Below are 14,225 nucleotides of genomic sequence, written 5' to 3' on the forward strand. Positions count from 1 at the left end.
TCATGGATGATCTGTTGCGGGAGTTCTTGACGGAGACCAGCGAGAGCCTGGACACCGTCGACAATCAGCTGGTGAAGTTCGAGCAGGAGCCGAACAACGCCAAGATCCTGGATAACATCTTCCGCCTGGTCCACACCATCAAGGGTACGTGCGGCTTCCTCGGCTTGCCGCGTCTGGAAGCGCTGGCGCATGCCGGCGAGACGCTGATGGGCAAATTCCGTGACGGCATGCCGGTGACGGGGCAGGCGGTGACGGTGATCCTGTCCTCGATCGACCGCATCAAGGAAATCCTCGCCGGCCTCGAGGCGACCGAAGCCGAGCCCGAGGGCACCGACCGCGATCTCATCGACAAGCTGGAAGCGATGGTCGAGCAGGGCATGGCCGCGATGGCGGCCGGCGCTGCTCCCGTTGCCGAAGCGCCGCCGCTGGTGCCGGAAGCGCCGGCCGCCGCTGCGCCCGCCAAGGAGATGACCTCTGGCACGCTGATCGACCAGACGCTGGAGCGCCCGCTGCGCCCGGGCGAAGTCTCGCTCGACGAGCTCGAGCGCGCCTTCCGCGAGACCGCGATCGAAGCGCCGGCCCCCGCGCCAATCGCCAAGGCCGAAGTCAAGGCTGAACCCGCACCGGCGCCGGCCGCGGAAGCCTCGGCGCCTGCCGCCAAAGAGGCTACGAAGGAAGCTGCCAAGCCTGCCGTCAAGGCCGCGCCGAAGAAGTCGATGGCCGACGAGGGCGCCTCCGAGGGCGACCGCATCGCCAACCAGTCGATCCGCGTCAACGTGGATACGCTGGAGCATCTGATGACCATGGTCTCCGAGCTGGTGCTGACCCGCAACCAGCTGCTGGAGATCTCCCGCCGCAACGAGGACACCGAGTTCAAGGTGCCGTTGCAGCGCCTGTCCAACGTCACCGCCGAGCTGCAGGAAGGCGTCATGAAGACGCGCATGCAGCCGATCGGCAATGCCTGGCAGAAGCTGCCCCGCATCGTCCGCGACCTCTCGAGCGAACTCGGCAAGCAGATCGAGCTGGAGATGCACGGCGCCGACACCGAGCTCGACCGCCAGGTGCTCGACCTGATCAAGGACCCGCTCACCCACATGGTGCGCAACTCCGCCGACCATGGCCTCGAGACCCCCGCCGAGCGGCTCGCGTCCGGCAAGGGCGAGCAGGGCACCATCCGCCTGTCCGCCTATCACGAGGGCGGCCACATCATCATCTGCATCGCCGACAACGGCCGCGGCCTCAACACCGAGAGGATCAAGGCCAAGGCGATCTCCTCCGGTCTCGTCACCGAGGCCGAGCTCGAGAAGATGAGCGAAGCCCAGATCCACAAGTTCATCTTCGCGCCGGGCTTCTCCACCGCGGCCGCCATCACCTCGGTCTCGGGCCGCGGCGTCGGCATGGACGTGGTCCGCACCAATATCGACCAGATCGGCGGCACCATCGACATCAAGTCGGTGGCCGGCGAGGGCTCCTCCGTCACCATCAAGATCCCGCTGACCCTCGCCATCGTCTCCGCGCTGATCGTGGAAGCCGCCGGCGACCGTTTTGCCATCCCGCAGCTGTCGGTGGTCGAGCTGGTCCGCGCCCGCGCCAACAGCGAGCACCGCATCGAGCGCATCAAGGACACCGCCGTCCTGCGGCTGCGCAACAAGCTGCTGCCGCTGATCCATCTGAAGAAGCTGCTCAAGATCGACGACGGCGCCGCCAGCGATCCCGAGAACGGCTTCATCGTGGTCACCCAGGTCGGCAGCCAGACTTTTGGCATCGTCGTCGACGGCGTGTTCCACACCGAGGAAATCGTGGTCAAGCCGATGTCGACGAAACTGCGTCACATCGACATGTTCTCCGGCAACACCATCCTGGGCGATGGCGCCGTGATCATGATCATCGACCCCAACGGCATTGCCAAGGCGCTCGGCGCCGCCGGCTCCTCGGCCCATGACATGGGCGACGAGAACGGGGCGCATCACATCGGAAGCGGCGAGCAGACCACTTCGCTGCTGGTGTTCCGCGCCGGCTCGTCCCAGCCCAAGGCGGTCCCGCTCGGGCTCGTCACCCGCCTGGAAGAGCTCCCCGCCGACAAGATCGAGTTCTCCAACGGCCGCTACATGGTGCAGTACCGCGAGCAGCTGATGCCGCTGGTTGCCATGGAGGGCGTCACCATTGCCAGCCAGGGCGCCCAGCCGATCCTGGTGTTCGCCGACGACGGCCGCTCCATGGGCCTCGTCGTCGACGAGATCATCGACATCGTCGAGGAGCGCCTCAACATCGAGGTCGGCGGCTCCAGCCAGGGCATCCTGGGCTCGGCCGTGATCAAGGGCCAGGCCACCGAGGTGATCGACGTCGGCCACTTCCTGCCGATGGCGTTCGCCGACTGGTTCACCCGCAAGGAGATGAAGCCGTCGATGCACTCGCAGTCGGTGCTGCTGGTCGACGACTCCGCGTTCTTCCGCAACATGCTGGCGCCGGTGCTGAAGGCGGCCGGCTACCGCGTCCGCACCGCGCCGACCGCGCAGGAGGGCCTGGCCGCGCTGCGCGCCCAGAGCTTCGACGTAGTGCTGACCGACATCGAGATGCCTGACATGAACGGGTTCGAGTTCGCCGAAGTGATCCGCTCCGACAACAATCTGGGCTCGATGCCGATCATCGGCCTGTCGGCGCTGGTGTCGCCGGCGGCGATCGAGCGCGGCCGTCAGGCCGGCTTCCACGACTATGTCGCCAAGTTCGACCGTCCCGGTCTGATCGCGGCGCTGAAGGAACAGACCGCGGGCGCCGCCGGCGCCTCCGAGCTGAGCCGGGCCGCGGCGTAACCAGCGGGATCAGGAGATAGGCTTATGGCCAACAAGATGCAGACCACCGAAGGCGCCATGGTCGAATACGTCACCGCGATGATCGGCGGCCAGCTGTTCGGCCTGCCGATCTCCCGCGTCCAGGACGTGTTCATGCCCGAGCGCGTCACCCGCGTGCCGCTGTCCTCGCGCGAGATCGCCGGCGTCCTCAACCTGCGCGGCCGCATCGTCACCGTGGTCGACATGCGCGCCCGTCTCGGCCTGCCGCGTCCCGAGGACGGCAAGGCGCCGATGGCGGTCGGTGTCGACCTGCGCGGCGAATCCTATGGCCTGCTGATCGACCAGATCGGCGAGGTGCTGCGCCTGCCCGAGGACGGCAAGGAAGAGAACCCCGTCAACCTCGACCCCCGCATGGCCAAGCTCGCCGGCGGTGTCCACCGTCTCGACGGCCAGCTCATGGTCGTCCTCGACGTCGATCGCGTCCTCGAGCTCGCGCCCGAGATGATGGCGGCCTGATACGGCGGCAACGCCGCCGACGGACTTGCAATTGGAAGTGTCCCCGCAAAGGGGACAGGAAGCAGAGGTTCACATGCGAACTTGTCTCGTCGTTGATGATTCCAGCGTCATCCGCAAGGTTGCGCGCCGGATCCTGGAGGGCCTCGACTTCCAGATCCTCGAAGCCGAGGACGGTGAGAAGGCGCTGGAGGCCTGCAAGCGCGGCTTGCCCGACGCGGTGCTGCTCGACTGGAACATGCCCGTGATGGACGGCTACGAGTTTCTCGGCCATCTCAGGCGCATGCCCGGCGGCGACCAGCCCAAGGTGGTGTTCTGCACCACCGAGAACGACGTTGCGCACATCGCGCGCGCACTCCATGCCGGCGCCAACGAGTACATCATGAAGCCCTTCGACAAGGACATCGTGACGGCGAAGTTCCAGGAAGTCGGCTTGATCTGAGCGACCGTCCGGAGGCTGAACGGCTCCTTCGGCGTTTGTTTTCAACTGAACCGTTTCAGTCTGAGTTGGTGAGTAATGAGTGTTGCGTTCGCAGGTAGTTCGACCACGGGTTCGTCGCGCGAAGCGGGGCCGCTGCGGGTGATGATCGTCGATGACTCCGTCGTCATCCGCGGTCTGATCTCGCGCTGGGTCGGCGCCGAGCACGACATGGAGGTCGCAGCCTCGCTGCGTACCGGGCTCGAGGCGGTCAACCAGCTCGAACGCATCAATCCCGACGTTGCCGTGCTCGACATCGAAATGCCCGAGCTCGACGGCATCTCTGCGCTGCCGCAATTGCTGGCGAAGAAGCGCGATCTCGTCATCATCATGGCCTCGACGCTGACGCGCCGCAACGCGGAAGTCAGCTTCAAGGCGCTGTCGCTCGGCGCGGCCGACTACATTCCGAAGCCGGAATCGACGCGCGAGGCGTCGGCCGCGGACACCTTCCATCACGACCTGATCCAGAAGATCCGTCACCTCGGCGCACGGCTGCGCCGGAAGCCCGCGGTTGCGAGCCCGCCGCTGGCGCCTGCGATCCCCGCACCGGCTGCGCGTGCACCGGTTGTCGCGCGGCCCGCCGCGCCCGCGCCGGCCGCGCTTGCGCCGTCGTCGGGGGCGCTGTCCACGCGCCCGTTCTCGACCCAGGCACCCAAGGTGCTGCTGATCGGCTCCTCGACCGGCGGACCGCAGGCGCTGATGGCCCTCGTCACCGAGCTCGGCCCGGTGATCGACCGCTTCCCGGTGCTGATCACCCAGCACATGCCGCCGACTTTCACCACCATTCTTGCCGAGCATCTGGCGCGTTCGAGCCGCCGGCCGGCGGCCGAGGCGGTCGATGGCGAGCCGGTGAAGCCGGGACGGATCTATCTCGCGCCCGGCGGCAAGCACATGCGTGTCGTGCGCAGTGGTGCGGACGTCGCGATCGCGCTCGACGACGGCCCCGCCGTCAATTTCTGCAAGCCCGCGGTCGATCCGCTCTTCACCTCCGCCATCGACATCTGGCACGGCGCCATTCTCTCCGTGATCCTGACGGGCATGGGCTCGGACGGCATGCGCGGCGGCAAGGACATCGTTGCCGCCGGTGGCAGCGTGATCGCACAGGATGAAGCCTCCAGCGTCGTCTGGGGCATGCCGGGCGCGGCCGCCCATGCCGGCATCTGCGCGGCGATCCTGCCGCTCAACCAGATCGGCGCCAAGGTCAACCGCCTGTTCGCGGGAGACCGCTCGTGACGCCGGTTGACTACGAGTATCTGCGCAAATTCCTGAAAGAGCGCTCCGGCCTCGATCTCTCCGCCGACAAGCAATACCTGGTCGAGAGCCGGCTGCTGCCGCTTGCCCGCAAGGCGAGTCTATCAGGCATCCCCGATCTCGTGCTGAAGATCAGGAACGGCGACGGCCGGCTTGCGACCGATGTGGTCGAAGCGATGACCACCAACGAGACCTTCTTCTACCGTGACAAGATCCCGTTCGATCATCTGCGCGAGACCATCCTGCCGGGCCTGATCCAGGCGCGCGCGGCGCGCAAATCGCTGCGCATATGGTCGGCGGCGTCGTCGACGGGGCAGGAGCCCTATTCGATCGCGATGTGCCTGAAGGAGATGGGCGCGGCCTTGGCCGGCTGGCGCACTGAGATCGTCGCCACCGACCTGTCGCAGGAGGTGCTGGAGAAATCCAGGGCCGGCGTCTACAGCCAGTTCGAGGTGCAGCGCGGCCTGCCGATCCAGCACCTGATGAAGTACTTCACGCAAGTCGGTGAGCTCTGGCAGCTCAATGCCGACATTCGCGCGATGGTGCAGTTCCGCCAGCTCAATTTGTTGCAGGACTTCTCCCATCTCGGCACGTTCGACGTGATCTTCTGCCGCAACGTGCTGATCTATTTCGACCAGGACACCAAGGCGGTGATCTTCGAGCGCATGGCGAAGGGATTGGAAGCCGACGGCACGCTGCTGCTTGGCGCTGCCGAATCCGTCGTCGGCATCACCGACGCGTTCCGTCCCGTCACCGAGCGCCGCGGTCTCTATCAGCTCAACCCGGCGCGCTCCGGCCGCCCCATGGGCGGATTGACGCCGCAGCCGCTAAGGGTCGCCGCGGCGAGGTGAGGCCCATTCTCGTCATTCCGGGCTCGCGACTTTGTCGCGCCCCGGAATGACGGAGGCCTCACAAGATCGCATGCGGCAGAAACCGCGAGCCGTTACCGGTGATCGCACTCTCGTCTTCGCGGATCGACAGGCCGCAGGGTTCGTGGTTCACCAGCCAGCTTCCGATCACCGGATAGAAGCCCGAGAAGTTCGGCAGTGGCGAGAGCGCCTGCCGCACGAAGCCTTCTGCACCATAAGGACCTGCATGCTCGTCGAGCGGCATTCCGCCGGACACCAGCGTGACGTTGGCGCCTTCGCGCGACAGCAGCGGCTTGCGCACATAGGAGCTGCCGAGCTCGGCGGCGCGCGGATCGTCCTCGAAGAAGGCGGGCAGCAGATTGGGATGGTTCGGAAACATCTCCCAGAGCAGCGGCAGGATGCCCTTGTTGGAGAGCACTGCCTTCCATGGCGGCTCGATCCAGCGCGTCGGCGCGCCGTCAAGCTTAGCGCCGAAGGCGTCGTGAAACATCCATTCCCAGGGATAGAGCTTGAAGGCGAGTGCGATGTCGCTGTTATCGAGATCGACGAAGCCGCCCGCCTCGTCGCGCCAGCCGATCGCTTCAATGTCGAGCAGCGTGGTCGATAGCCCCGCCTGGCGCGCGGTGTCCTCGAGATAGGCCAGCGTGCCCGCGTCCTCCTCGTTGCCGGTGGTGCCGGTGAGATGGACATGACGGCCCGCGGCAATCTCTTTCCAGGCTTCGATCAGCCGCTCGTGGATGGAGTTGAACTGGTCGGCGCGCACCGGGATGATGCGGCGTTCGATCGCCTGCTCGAGCCAGGTCCATTGGAACACGGCGGTCTCGAAGATCGAGGTCGGCGTGTCCGCGTTGTATTCGAGCAATTTCGCCGGACCATGGCCGTCGAATTTCAGATCGAGCCGGCCGTAGAGGCTGCGGTCGTCGCGCTGCCAGCTCGCTCTGATCAGATCCCAGAACGCCTGAGGGACCTTCAAGCGCTGCAGATGGCGCTCGTCGCCGATGACGCGGCCGGCAAGCTCCAGGCACATCGCGTCGATCTCGCCGGTCGGCGTCTCGATGCCGCGCTCGATCTCGTCGAGGGTGAAGGCGTAATAGGCGCGCTCGTCCCAATAGCGCTCGCCGCCGTTGGTGTGGAAGACGAAGCCGCATTGCGCCGCGGTCTCTCGCCAGTCGGCACGCTCGAGGCAGGTGATGCGCCGCATGGATCAGCCCCCGCCCGAGAAGCCATGGCCAAACGAGCCGAAGCCGCCGCGGCTCACGCTGCTGTGGCCGGAATCGGACGACGTTCCCGACGAGGAATGGCTGGAGGAATCGCTGCTGAAGAAGCTCGATCTCGACGATGAGCCCGAGCCGCCGCTGCCGCCCGAGGAACTGCTTCTGCTGCTGCTGCACGCGGTGCTCGTCTGCACCGCTGGATCCGTCCCGGGAGGAGAGGGCTCGCAGGTCTGCCGCGGCATCAGCGTGTAGGCGGTGGTGCCGACCGCGAGCGTGCCCATCACCAGGAGGGCGACATGGCCGGAGCGCTTCGCCGGCGCCCGCGGTGTCGGCTGCACCGGCCGGCGCTTACCGAACTCCTTGGAGGGTTTGTCGGCCATGTCAGTAGATCATGCAGGCGGCGTTGAGGAGACCGGCTGCGAGCGAGGACAGCCCCAGCCAGATCGCCGGGGCAAGCTCGCCGTCGGCAATCCGCGTCGACAGGTTCGGCACCGGGACTTTCACGAGAAAGAACACGATGACCTGGACGATCAGGGCGATCACCGCCCAGATCAGGCAGTCCAGCACGTTGGCCGAATGCGCGATGGCGCTGACCAGCGGTGCCACGAAGCCGAGCAGGCTGAGGCCGAGCGAGATCGCCGCGGCCGGCTCGTTGTCGCGGATGAGCTGGAACTCGTTGTACGGGGTGATGCGGGTGTAGACGAACAGATACGCCACGATCGCGATCAGCCCGGTGCAGAAATAGACCAGGAAGGCGGGCAGGCCGGCGAGTGATTGCAGGATCATCGTTCCCCCATCGTGCAGCGACCATTCGTCGGCGGGGGAAGGATAGCGGTTCAACGGCAGGAGGGCGATGAAGCCGCCTTCGCGTCCCCCAAAAAAACAAAACCCCGCCATTTGCGGCGGGGTCCAGGCTGGGAGGAGCAAGCCCCGAAGGGCCCGCGACGTAAACCCAGGATCAGGCGGGAATGCGCTCTTCGTGCTCGTGCGGCTCGCGCAGCACGTAGCCGCGGCCCCACACGGTCTCGATGAAGTTGCGGCCTTCGGAGGCGTTGGCGAGCTTCTTGCGGAGCTTGCAGATGAAGACGTCGATGATCTTCAGCTCGGGCTCGTCCATGCCGCCATAGAGGTGGTTGAGGAACATTTCCTTGGTGAGGGTCGTGCCCTTGCGGAGCGAGAGAAGCTCCAGCATCTGGTATTCCTTGCCGGTCAGATGCACGCGCTGGCCGCCGACTTCGACCGTCTTGGTGTCGAGGTTGACGACGAGGTCGCCGGTCTGGATGACCGATTGGGCATGGCCCTTGGAGCGGCGCACGATCGCGTGGATGCGGGCCACCAGCTCGTCCTTGTGGAAGGGCTTGGTCATGTAGTCGTCGGCGCCGACGCCGAGACCCTTGACCTTGTCCTCGATGCCGGCGAGGCCGGAGAGGATCAGAATCGGGGTCTTGATCTTGGAGACCCGGAGTTGCTTGAGCACGTCGTAGCCGGACATGTCAGGCAGGTTGAGGTCGAGAAGGATAATGTCGTAATCGTATAATTTACCGAGATCGACGCCTTCTTCCCCCAAATCGGTCGTGTAGACGTTGAAGCTCTCAGACTTCAGCATCAGCTCGATCGACTGCGCGACGGCGCTGTCATCTTCAATCAGCAAAACGCGCATGCCAGTTCCCCATAGTCGCCGCTCCTGGGCGTCAGGTCGGCCGCATTCGCGGCACTCAACAAAACGCCTTTGAACAACTGATTCGGATCCTGACAACAGATGGTTAACAAATCCTGATTCTGGAACGCAAGTCCCCCGGTGCAATTTTTGTCGAATCGCCCTAAGGTCTTGCGTAGGAAGCAGCTTTCGTTATCCGGCTCCGTTCAAGTTCCACTTTAAGAGACGGGCCTAACCGACTCCCGCGACTCAGCCTTCTTCTGAAGGGGAGTCACGCTCAGTCACAAAGACAGTGACGCAATGATTAACGATGCGGGTAAACACGAAGTTAAGCGCCGTTCAGAAATATGGCGAAACTTAAGAGTTTCCCCGTGAAGGCCCGGGATCACGAAGACGACCACCTCATGAAGGCCCTCCTATGAAGGCTCTGGCCGAACAGATCGGCGATATCGACGGCATCAATATCTATGGCCGTGTGGTCGGTGTGCGCGGCCTGATGGTCGAGGTGGCCGGCCCGATCCATGCGATGTCGGTCGGCGCGCGGCTCGTGATCGAGACCGGCGCCAACCGTTCCATCCCCTGCGAGGTGATCGGCTTCTCCGGCAACAATGCTGTCGTGATGCCGTTCGCCGGCCTCGACGGCGTGCGCCGCGGCTGCAAGGCGGTCATCGCCAATGCCGCCAATCAGGTGCGGCCGTCGTCGGCCTGGCTCGGCCGTGTCGTCAACGCGCTGGGCGAGCCGATCGACGGCAAGGGGCCGTTGCCGCAGGGGTCCTCGCCGATGCCGTTCCGCAATACGCCGCCGCCGGCGCATTCGCGCAAGCGCGTCGGAGCGCCGCTCGATCTCGGCGTGCGCGCGATGAACACGTTTCTCACCTGCTGCCGCGGCCAGCGCATGGGCATCTTCGCAGGCTCCGGCGTCGGCAAATCGGTGCTGCTGTCGATGCTGGCGCGCAACGTGGACGCCGCCGTCAGCGTCATCGGACTGATCGGCGAACGCGGCCGCGAGGTTCAGGAATTCTTGCAGGACGATCTCGGCGAGGAGGGCCTGGCGCGCTCCGTCGTCGTGGTCGCAACCTCCGACGAGCCGGCGCTGATGCGCCGCCAGGCGGCGTATCTGACACTCGCGGTCGCCGAGTATTTTCGCGACGAGGATCAGGACGTGCTCTGCCTGATGGACTCGGTGACGCGCTTCGCCATGGCCCAGCGCGAGATCGGTCTATCCGCCGGCGAGCCGCCGACCGCCAAGGGCTATACGCCGACCGTGTTCACCGAGCTGCCGAAGCTGCTCGAGCGTGCCGGGCCGGGCCTGGGCGAGGGCGCGATCACCGCGATCTTCACGGTGCTGGTCGACGGCGACGACCACAACGAGCCGATCGCCGACGCCGTCCGCGGCATCCTCGACGGCCACATCGTGATGCAGCGTTCCATCGCCGAGCGCGGCCGCTACCCCGCCATCAACATCCTCAAATCCGTCTCCCGCACCATGCCGAAATCGGCCGATCCGGAGTTCTGGCCGACCATCCAGAAGGCGCGGGCGGTGATGGCGACCTATGCCGACATGGAGGAATTGATCCGGCTGGGCGCCTACCGGGCCGGCTCCAGCCCCGAGGTCGACGAGGCGATCCGCCTGCACGAGCCCCTGGAAGCCTTCCTGCGCCAGCGCAAGGACGAAAATGCCTCGCTGGCGGACGGCTATCGCCAGTTGGCGCAAATCCTCGGTAATTTGGAAACGGAACGCTAACTTTGTCAGTTCATCATCCGCTCTCACAGAGTAGCAGAGCCGGTCTTGGCCCCAATTGGGCCAGTGGGGAGACCGGTGTTGTCCCACGTGCAGCCAGGGGACTTCTGGGGAGTACGAGTCGATGAAGTCACGTGATACCCTCATCCGCCTGAAGAAGTTTCAGGTCGACGAGAAGCGCCGCCGGGTCACCCAGATCGAGACCATGATCGCCGACTTCCAGCGGATGTCGGTCGATCTCGAACGCGAGATCCAGACCGAGCAGGAGCGTGCCGGGATCAACGATCCCTCGCACTTCGCCTATCCGACCTATGCCAAGGCCGCGATCCAGCGCCGTGAGAACCTGACCCGCTCGGCCGACGAGCTCAAGGGCCAGCTCGACGAGGCCAAGGCCGCGCTGGCCGAGGCCTTCGAGGAGCTGAAAAAGGTCGAGCTCCTCGACGAGCGCGACCAGGCCCGCGAACGCGCCGAGGAAAACGCCCGCGAGCAGGCCGACCTCGACAGCATCGGCCTGATGCGGGCCCGCATCGGCGCCGTCGCCTGAGGCGTTAGCAGCCAGACTGCCGATAATTCGCAGAACCCGGACCCGCAAGGTCCGGGTTTTCGTATGTGCTGTCCACAGCGTGGCGCCACGCCCCTTGGTGGTCGGCTTTGCTGCGCGCTATGGTAGTGCAAGTGCCGGGCCTGCGCGGAACGCGCCCGAGCCTACGCGTTGGGGGGCTGAATGCTGACGCCAGCAGAGCTGGTCGGGCTGATTGAGGCGGTGGCGAAGGGCGATCAGGCCGCGTTCGAGCGCCTTTACGTCGCCACGCGCGCGAAACTCTATGGCGTCGTGCTTCGTATCTTGCGTCGGCAGGATATCGCAGAGGAAGTCATTCAGGAGACCTACGTCAAGATCTGGAACAGCGCCGGCCAGTTCAATCCGGCCCTGTCGTCGCCGATCACGTGGATGGCGTCGATCGCGCGCAACCGTGCGATCGATATCGTGCGCAAGAAGTCGGAAGTCTCCATCGAGGAAGAGCCTCAGGCGATGGAGGTCGCAGCCGACAGTCCCGATCCGCTGGCGCGCCGGGAGATGACCGAGGAGCTGAAGCGGCTCCTGGAATGTATCGGCCGGCTCGAGCCGGACCGTCAGAGGCTCGTGCTTCTCGCCTATTACAACGGCTGGAGCCGCGAGCAATTGGCGGAGAAATTCGCCGCGCCCGTCAACACGGTGAAGACGTGGCTGCGGCGCAGCATGTTGGATATCCGCGAGTGCCTCGGATTATGAGAGTTTATACTGTGAGGGTGGTTCTGGACTGCAAGTGATGGCCAACACGGAGGACCATATCGCGCTCGCCGCGGAATATGCGCTCGGCACCCTCGACGCCGACGAGCGCGCGCAGGTCGAGACCATGATGGCGGTGGACAAGGCGTTCGCCGAAATCGTGCAGGCCTGGGCCTACCGGCTCGGCGTCCTCAACCAGATGGTCGGCACGATCGAGCCGCGTCCGATCGTGTGGGAGAACATCAGGTCCGAGCTCGCGCGGACGGGCTTTGCGCAGGAGCCGCCCGCGCTGTCCGAAGCCTCGCCGCCGCCACCACCACCTGTACCGGAGACGTCCTCGTTCGACCCTGTCACGCCGGAAACGTCATCGGAGCGCACGGAGCAACCGGAGCCGCAGCTTTCCGAAGCCGCGCCGCCCGAAACCGCGCGACCGCCGTCCGATGCGCTTCCCGACGTCGCGCCGATCTTCATGCCGCAGGTCCATGCGCCCGATCCCGACGTCGCGCGCGCGCCGCCGGCGCCGGTCGTGGACAACACCAATGTGATCCGGCTCGAGCGCCGCGTGAAGCGCTGGCGCTCGATCGCATCCGCCGTCGGCGCGCTTGCGGCGGCGCTGCTGGTGACGCTGTCGCTTCAGATCTTCCTGCCCGATGCGCTGCCCGGCGGCTTGCGCCCTGCACCCCGCATCCAGACGGTCGAGGTGAAGACACCGGCGCCGCTCGCGGCGTCTTCGCAATATGTCGCGCTGTTGCAGGGCCCGGCCGGCGGCCCGGCCTTCATCCTCACCATCGACGGCGCGACGCGGAATTTCACCGTGCGCAAGGTCGGCGCGACGCCGGAGCCCGGCAAGAGCTTCGAGCTCTGGCTGATCTCCGACAAGCTGCCGCGCCCGCGCTCGCTCGGCGTGATCGGCGGCGGCGACTTCACCGCGCGTCCGCTGCTCGCCTCCTACGATGCCGACGTCGTCAACGGCGCAACCTACGCCGTCACCGTCGAGCAGGCCGGCGGCTCGCCCAGCGGCCAGCCGACCTCGGCGCCGGTCTTTACCGGCAAGCTGATCGAGACCGTGCCGCCGTCCCAGCCGCAAGCGCCCGCGAAGAAGTAGTCTGCGCCCGAGCGCCAGCCGTCATCGCCCGCGAAGGCGGGCGACTCCGTGACGGCTGTGATGAACTGATGGGCCGCGGCGTACTGGATACCCCGCCTGCGCGGGGTATGACCGGGACGGGTTTGGCGCGAGGCGTGTAACTTTGTCGCCCCGGTCCATCCCGCCGTCGCATTCCGACAACCCCGGCCAAATCCAGCCCCGATTTGAACCTCTCCGCAATTGGCGGCGTCAAATGCCCGGAATTTGCAGTCGGCGCCGCCAATCATGGTGCCGGAGAGGGGCGAGAAATCAAATGGATGCAGCGAAAACGCCGGGCATCTTCGTTCACCAGTATGCGGGCCTGCCGCAAGGCGCGGCCTTCGAACATTGGCGCGATCGGGCCTTCGGGGCCTGCGGTCTCGACATCGGGCCGAGCCATGGCGACAGCATCGATTGCCGGCTCCAGATCAGCGTGGTCGACAACATCGCGCTGGCTATTCCCGAAGGCGCTTCCGCGCAATATTCACGTAACCAGAGCCACCTTGCCGACGGCAGCGACGATCTCGTCCTGATCGCGGCACATGCGGGCCTCGTCCGCGTCGGGCAGAACGGCCACACCGTCGAGCTCGCGCCGGCGCAGATGGTGCTCGTCGACATGGGCGTCACCGGCACCGTCGGCCACACCGACGAAGATCGCTTCACCACCATCCGCATGCCGCGCCGAGCTCTGCTCGACATCAATCCGCGCGCCGAGGAGAAGCTGTCGCGAGTGCTCTGCGACGGTGCGGTCGCCGAAACCATCTTCCGCTACCATGCGCTCGCCGCCAATCACGGCCCGCATCTCGACGCCGTCGGCCAGCGTCTGTCCGCGCAGCACATGGTCGATCTCGTCGGCCTCCTGCTCGGGACCGATGCCGAGCACGCAAGCCTCGCGCGCGGCCGCGGCCAGGCGGCCGCCCGTCTCGAACTCATGCGCGCCGACGTGATGGCCGCACTCGGCCGCAACGATCTCTGCCTGTCGGAAGTTGCGACGCGCTCGGGCCTGAGCCCGCGCCAGGCGCAGCGCCTGTTCGAGCAGGCCGGCACGACCTTCACCGAATTCGTGCTGGAGCAGCGCCTGTTGCTGGCGCGCAAGCTGCTCGGCGATCCCCGCGCGAGGGCGCGCAAGATCAGCGACATCGCGCATTCCTCGGGCTTCTCGGACCTGTCCTATTTCAACCGCGCCTTCCGCAAGCGCTTTGGTGCGACGCCGTCGGAACTGCGCGAGGCGTGAGCCGGGATTTTGTGCAGCGGCGCGCGCCCGCACAGTTGGTCGGCAGGGGTTATTGAGCTATACCTGCCTGCGCGGGCAGGCCGCAGGAT

General features: G+C 66.0%; 14 protein-coding genes. 10 read left to right on the forward strand and 4 right to left on the reverse strand.

The annotated features are described in order from the left end of the window. The first annotated feature begins 2 nt into the window (after positions 1-2). The 5 genes from E4K65_RS27385 to E4K65_RS27405 all read left to right on the forward strand — a co-directional run bounded on the left by E4K65_RS27385 (position 3) and on the right by E4K65_RS27405 (position 5,882). The gene (locus E4K65_RS27385) at positions 3-2,810 is read left to right on the forward strand and encodes a hybrid sensor histidine kinase/response regulator (protein WP_135176767.1); all 2,808 of its coding nucleotides are present in this window, start codon (positions 3-5) and stop codon (positions 2,808-2,810) included. Positions 2,811-2,834: 24 nt separating this feature from the next. Further along, positions 2,835-3,305: a chemotaxis protein CheW gene (locus E4K65_RS27390; protein ID WP_135176768.1), complete on the forward strand. Its 471-nt coding sequence runs from the start codon at positions 2,835-2,837 to the stop codon at positions 3,303-3,305. 73 nt (positions 3,306-3,378) lie between these two features. Beyond that, positions 3,379-3,744, forward strand: coding sequence for a response regulator (locus E4K65_RS27395; protein ID WP_007600538.1), 366 nt, complete (start codon positions 3,379-3,381; stop codon positions 3,742-3,744). Positions 3,745-3,819: 75 nt separating this feature from the next. Then, positions 3,820-5,013, forward strand: a complete 1,194-nt coding sequence (locus E4K65_RS27400; RefSeq protein ID WP_135176769.1) for a protein-glutamate methylesterase/protein-glutamine glutaminase — start codon at positions 3,820-3,822, stop codon at positions 5,011-5,013. Continuing rightward, positions 5,010-5,882 (forward strand): CheR family methyltransferase, encoded by an 873-nt coding sequence (locus E4K65_RS27405; protein ID WP_027549545.1) that lies wholly within the window; start codon positions 5,010-5,012, stop codon positions 5,880-5,882. The genes E4K65_RS27400 and E4K65_RS27405 overlap by 4 nt, the downstream gene beginning before the upstream one ends. Positions 5,883-5,940: 58 nt before the next feature. On the opposite strand, the gene E4K65_RS27410 is transcribed toward E4K65_RS27405, so the two are convergent. From E4K65_RS27410 to ctrA, 4 genes are all read right to left on the reverse strand, one after another. After that, on the reverse strand, positions 5,941-7,101 hold the full coding sequence (locus tag E4K65_RS27410; protein WP_135176770.1) for a glutathionylspermidine synthase family protein: 1,161 nt from the start codon (positions 7,099-7,101) through the stop codon (positions 5,941-5,943). A 3-nt stretch (positions 7,102-7,104) separates the two neighbouring features. After that, positions 7,105-7,494 carry a hypothetical protein gene (locus tag E4K65_RS48840; RefSeq protein WP_135176771.1) on the reverse strand — a complete coding sequence of 130 codons (390 nt, stop codon included), beginning with the start codon at positions 7,492-7,494 and terminating at the stop codon, positions 7,105-7,107. A 1-nt stretch (position 7,495) separates the two neighbouring features. Further along, the gene (locus E4K65_RS27420; RefSeq protein WP_135176905.1) at positions 7,496-7,900 is read right to left on the reverse strand and encodes a DUF350 domain-containing protein; all 405 of its coding nucleotides are present in this window, start codon (positions 7,898-7,900) and stop codon (positions 7,496-7,498) included. 172 nt (positions 7,901-8,072) lie between these two features. Further along, positions 8,073-8,774, reverse strand: coding sequence for a response regulator transcription factor CtrA (ctrA, locus tag E4K65_RS27425; protein ID WP_008138878.1), 702 nt, complete (start codon positions 8,772-8,774; stop codon positions 8,073-8,075). A gap of 415 nt (positions 8,775-9,189) precedes the next feature. Between ctrA and fliI the strand changes: the two genes are divergently transcribed. The 5 genes from fliI (at position 9,190) to E4K65_RS27450 (ending at position 14,136) form a co-directional block, all read left to right on the forward strand. Continuing rightward, a complete protein-coding gene (fliI, locus tag E4K65_RS27430) occupies positions 9,190-10,515 on the forward strand; it encodes a flagellar protein export ATPase FliI (protein ID WP_135176772.1) in 1,326 nt (441 codons plus the stop codon). A 121-nt stretch (positions 10,516-10,636) separates the two neighbouring features. Next, a complete protein-coding gene (fliJ, locus tag E4K65_RS27435) occupies positions 10,637-11,056 on the forward strand; it encodes a flagellar export protein FliJ (RefSeq protein WP_011084990.1) in 420 nt (139 codons plus the stop codon). A gap of 180 nt (positions 11,057-11,236) precedes the next feature. Continuing rightward, positions 11,237-11,782: a sigma-70 family RNA polymerase sigma factor gene (locus tag E4K65_RS27440; RefSeq protein ID WP_135176773.1), complete on the forward strand. Its 546-nt coding sequence runs from the start codon at positions 11,237-11,239 to the stop codon at positions 11,780-11,782. Between the two features lie 37 nt (positions 11,783-11,819). Then, the gene (locus tag E4K65_RS27445) at positions 11,820-12,884 is read left to right on the forward strand and encodes an anti-sigma factor (protein WP_135176774.1); all 1,065 of its coding nucleotides are present in this window, start codon (positions 11,820-11,822) and stop codon (positions 12,882-12,884) included. Between the two features lie 292 nt (positions 12,885-13,176). Next, complete coding sequence (locus tag E4K65_RS27450) at positions 13,177-14,136, forward strand: helix-turn-helix transcriptional regulator (protein WP_135176775.1); 960 nt, start codon at positions 13,177-13,179, stop codon at positions 14,134-14,136. The last annotated feature ends 89 nt before the right edge of the window (positions 14,137-14,225 follow it).

The organism is Bradyrhizobium niftali, assembly GCF_004571025.1.
Taxonomy (GTDB): domain Bacteria; phylum Pseudomonadota; class Alphaproteobacteria; order Rhizobiales; family Xanthobacteraceae; genus Bradyrhizobium; species Bradyrhizobium niftali.

Coding starts and splice junctions, on each gene's coding strand:
- E4K65_RS27385 (WP_135176767.1), top strand. CDS start 3: ATGGATGATCTGTTGCGGGAGTTCTTGACGGAGACCAGCGAGAGCCTG.
- E4K65_RS27450 (WP_135176775.1), top strand. CDS start 13,177: ATGGATGCAGCGAAAACGCCGGGCATCTTCGTTCACCAGTATGCGGGC.
- E4K65_RS27440 (WP_135176773.1), top strand. CDS start 11,237: ATGCTGACGCCAGCAGAGCTGGTCGGGCTGATTGAGGCGGTGGCGAAG.
- E4K65_RS48840 (WP_135176771.1), bottom strand. CDS start 7,494: ATGGCCGACAAACCCTCCAAGGAGTTCGGTAAGCGCCGGCCGGTGCAG.
- E4K65_RS27420 (WP_135176905.1), bottom strand. CDS start 7,900: ATGATCCTGCAATCACTCGCCGGCCTGCCCGCCTTCCTGGTCTATTTC.
- E4K65_RS27410 (WP_135176770.1), bottom strand. CDS start 7,101: ATGCGGCGCATCACCTGCCTCGAGCGTGCCGACTGGCGAGAGACCGCG.
- E4K65_RS27395 (WP_007600538.1), top strand. CDS start 3,379: ATGCGAACTTGTCTCGTCGTTGATGATTCCAGCGTCATCCGCAAGGTT.
- fliJ (WP_011084990.1), top strand. CDS start 10,637: ATGAAGTCACGTGATACCCTCATCCGCCTGAAGAAGTTTCAGGTCGAC.
- E4K65_RS27400 (WP_135176769.1), top strand. CDS start 3,820: ATGAGTGTTGCGTTCGCAGGTAGTTCGACCACGGGTTCGTCGCGCGAA.
- ctrA (WP_008138878.1), bottom strand. CDS start 8,774: ATGCGCGTTTTGCTGATTGAAGATGACAGCGCCGTCGCGCAGTCGATC.
- E4K65_RS27390 (WP_135176768.1), top strand. CDS start 2,835: ATGGCCAACAAGATGCAGACCACCGAAGGCGCCATGGTCGAATACGTC.
- fliI (WP_135176772.1), top strand. CDS start 9,190: ATGAAGGCTCTGGCCGAACAGATCGGCGATATCGACGGCATCAATATC.
- E4K65_RS27445 (WP_135176774.1), top strand. CDS start 11,820: ATGGCCAACACGGAGGACCATATCGCGCTCGCCGCGGAATATGCGCTC.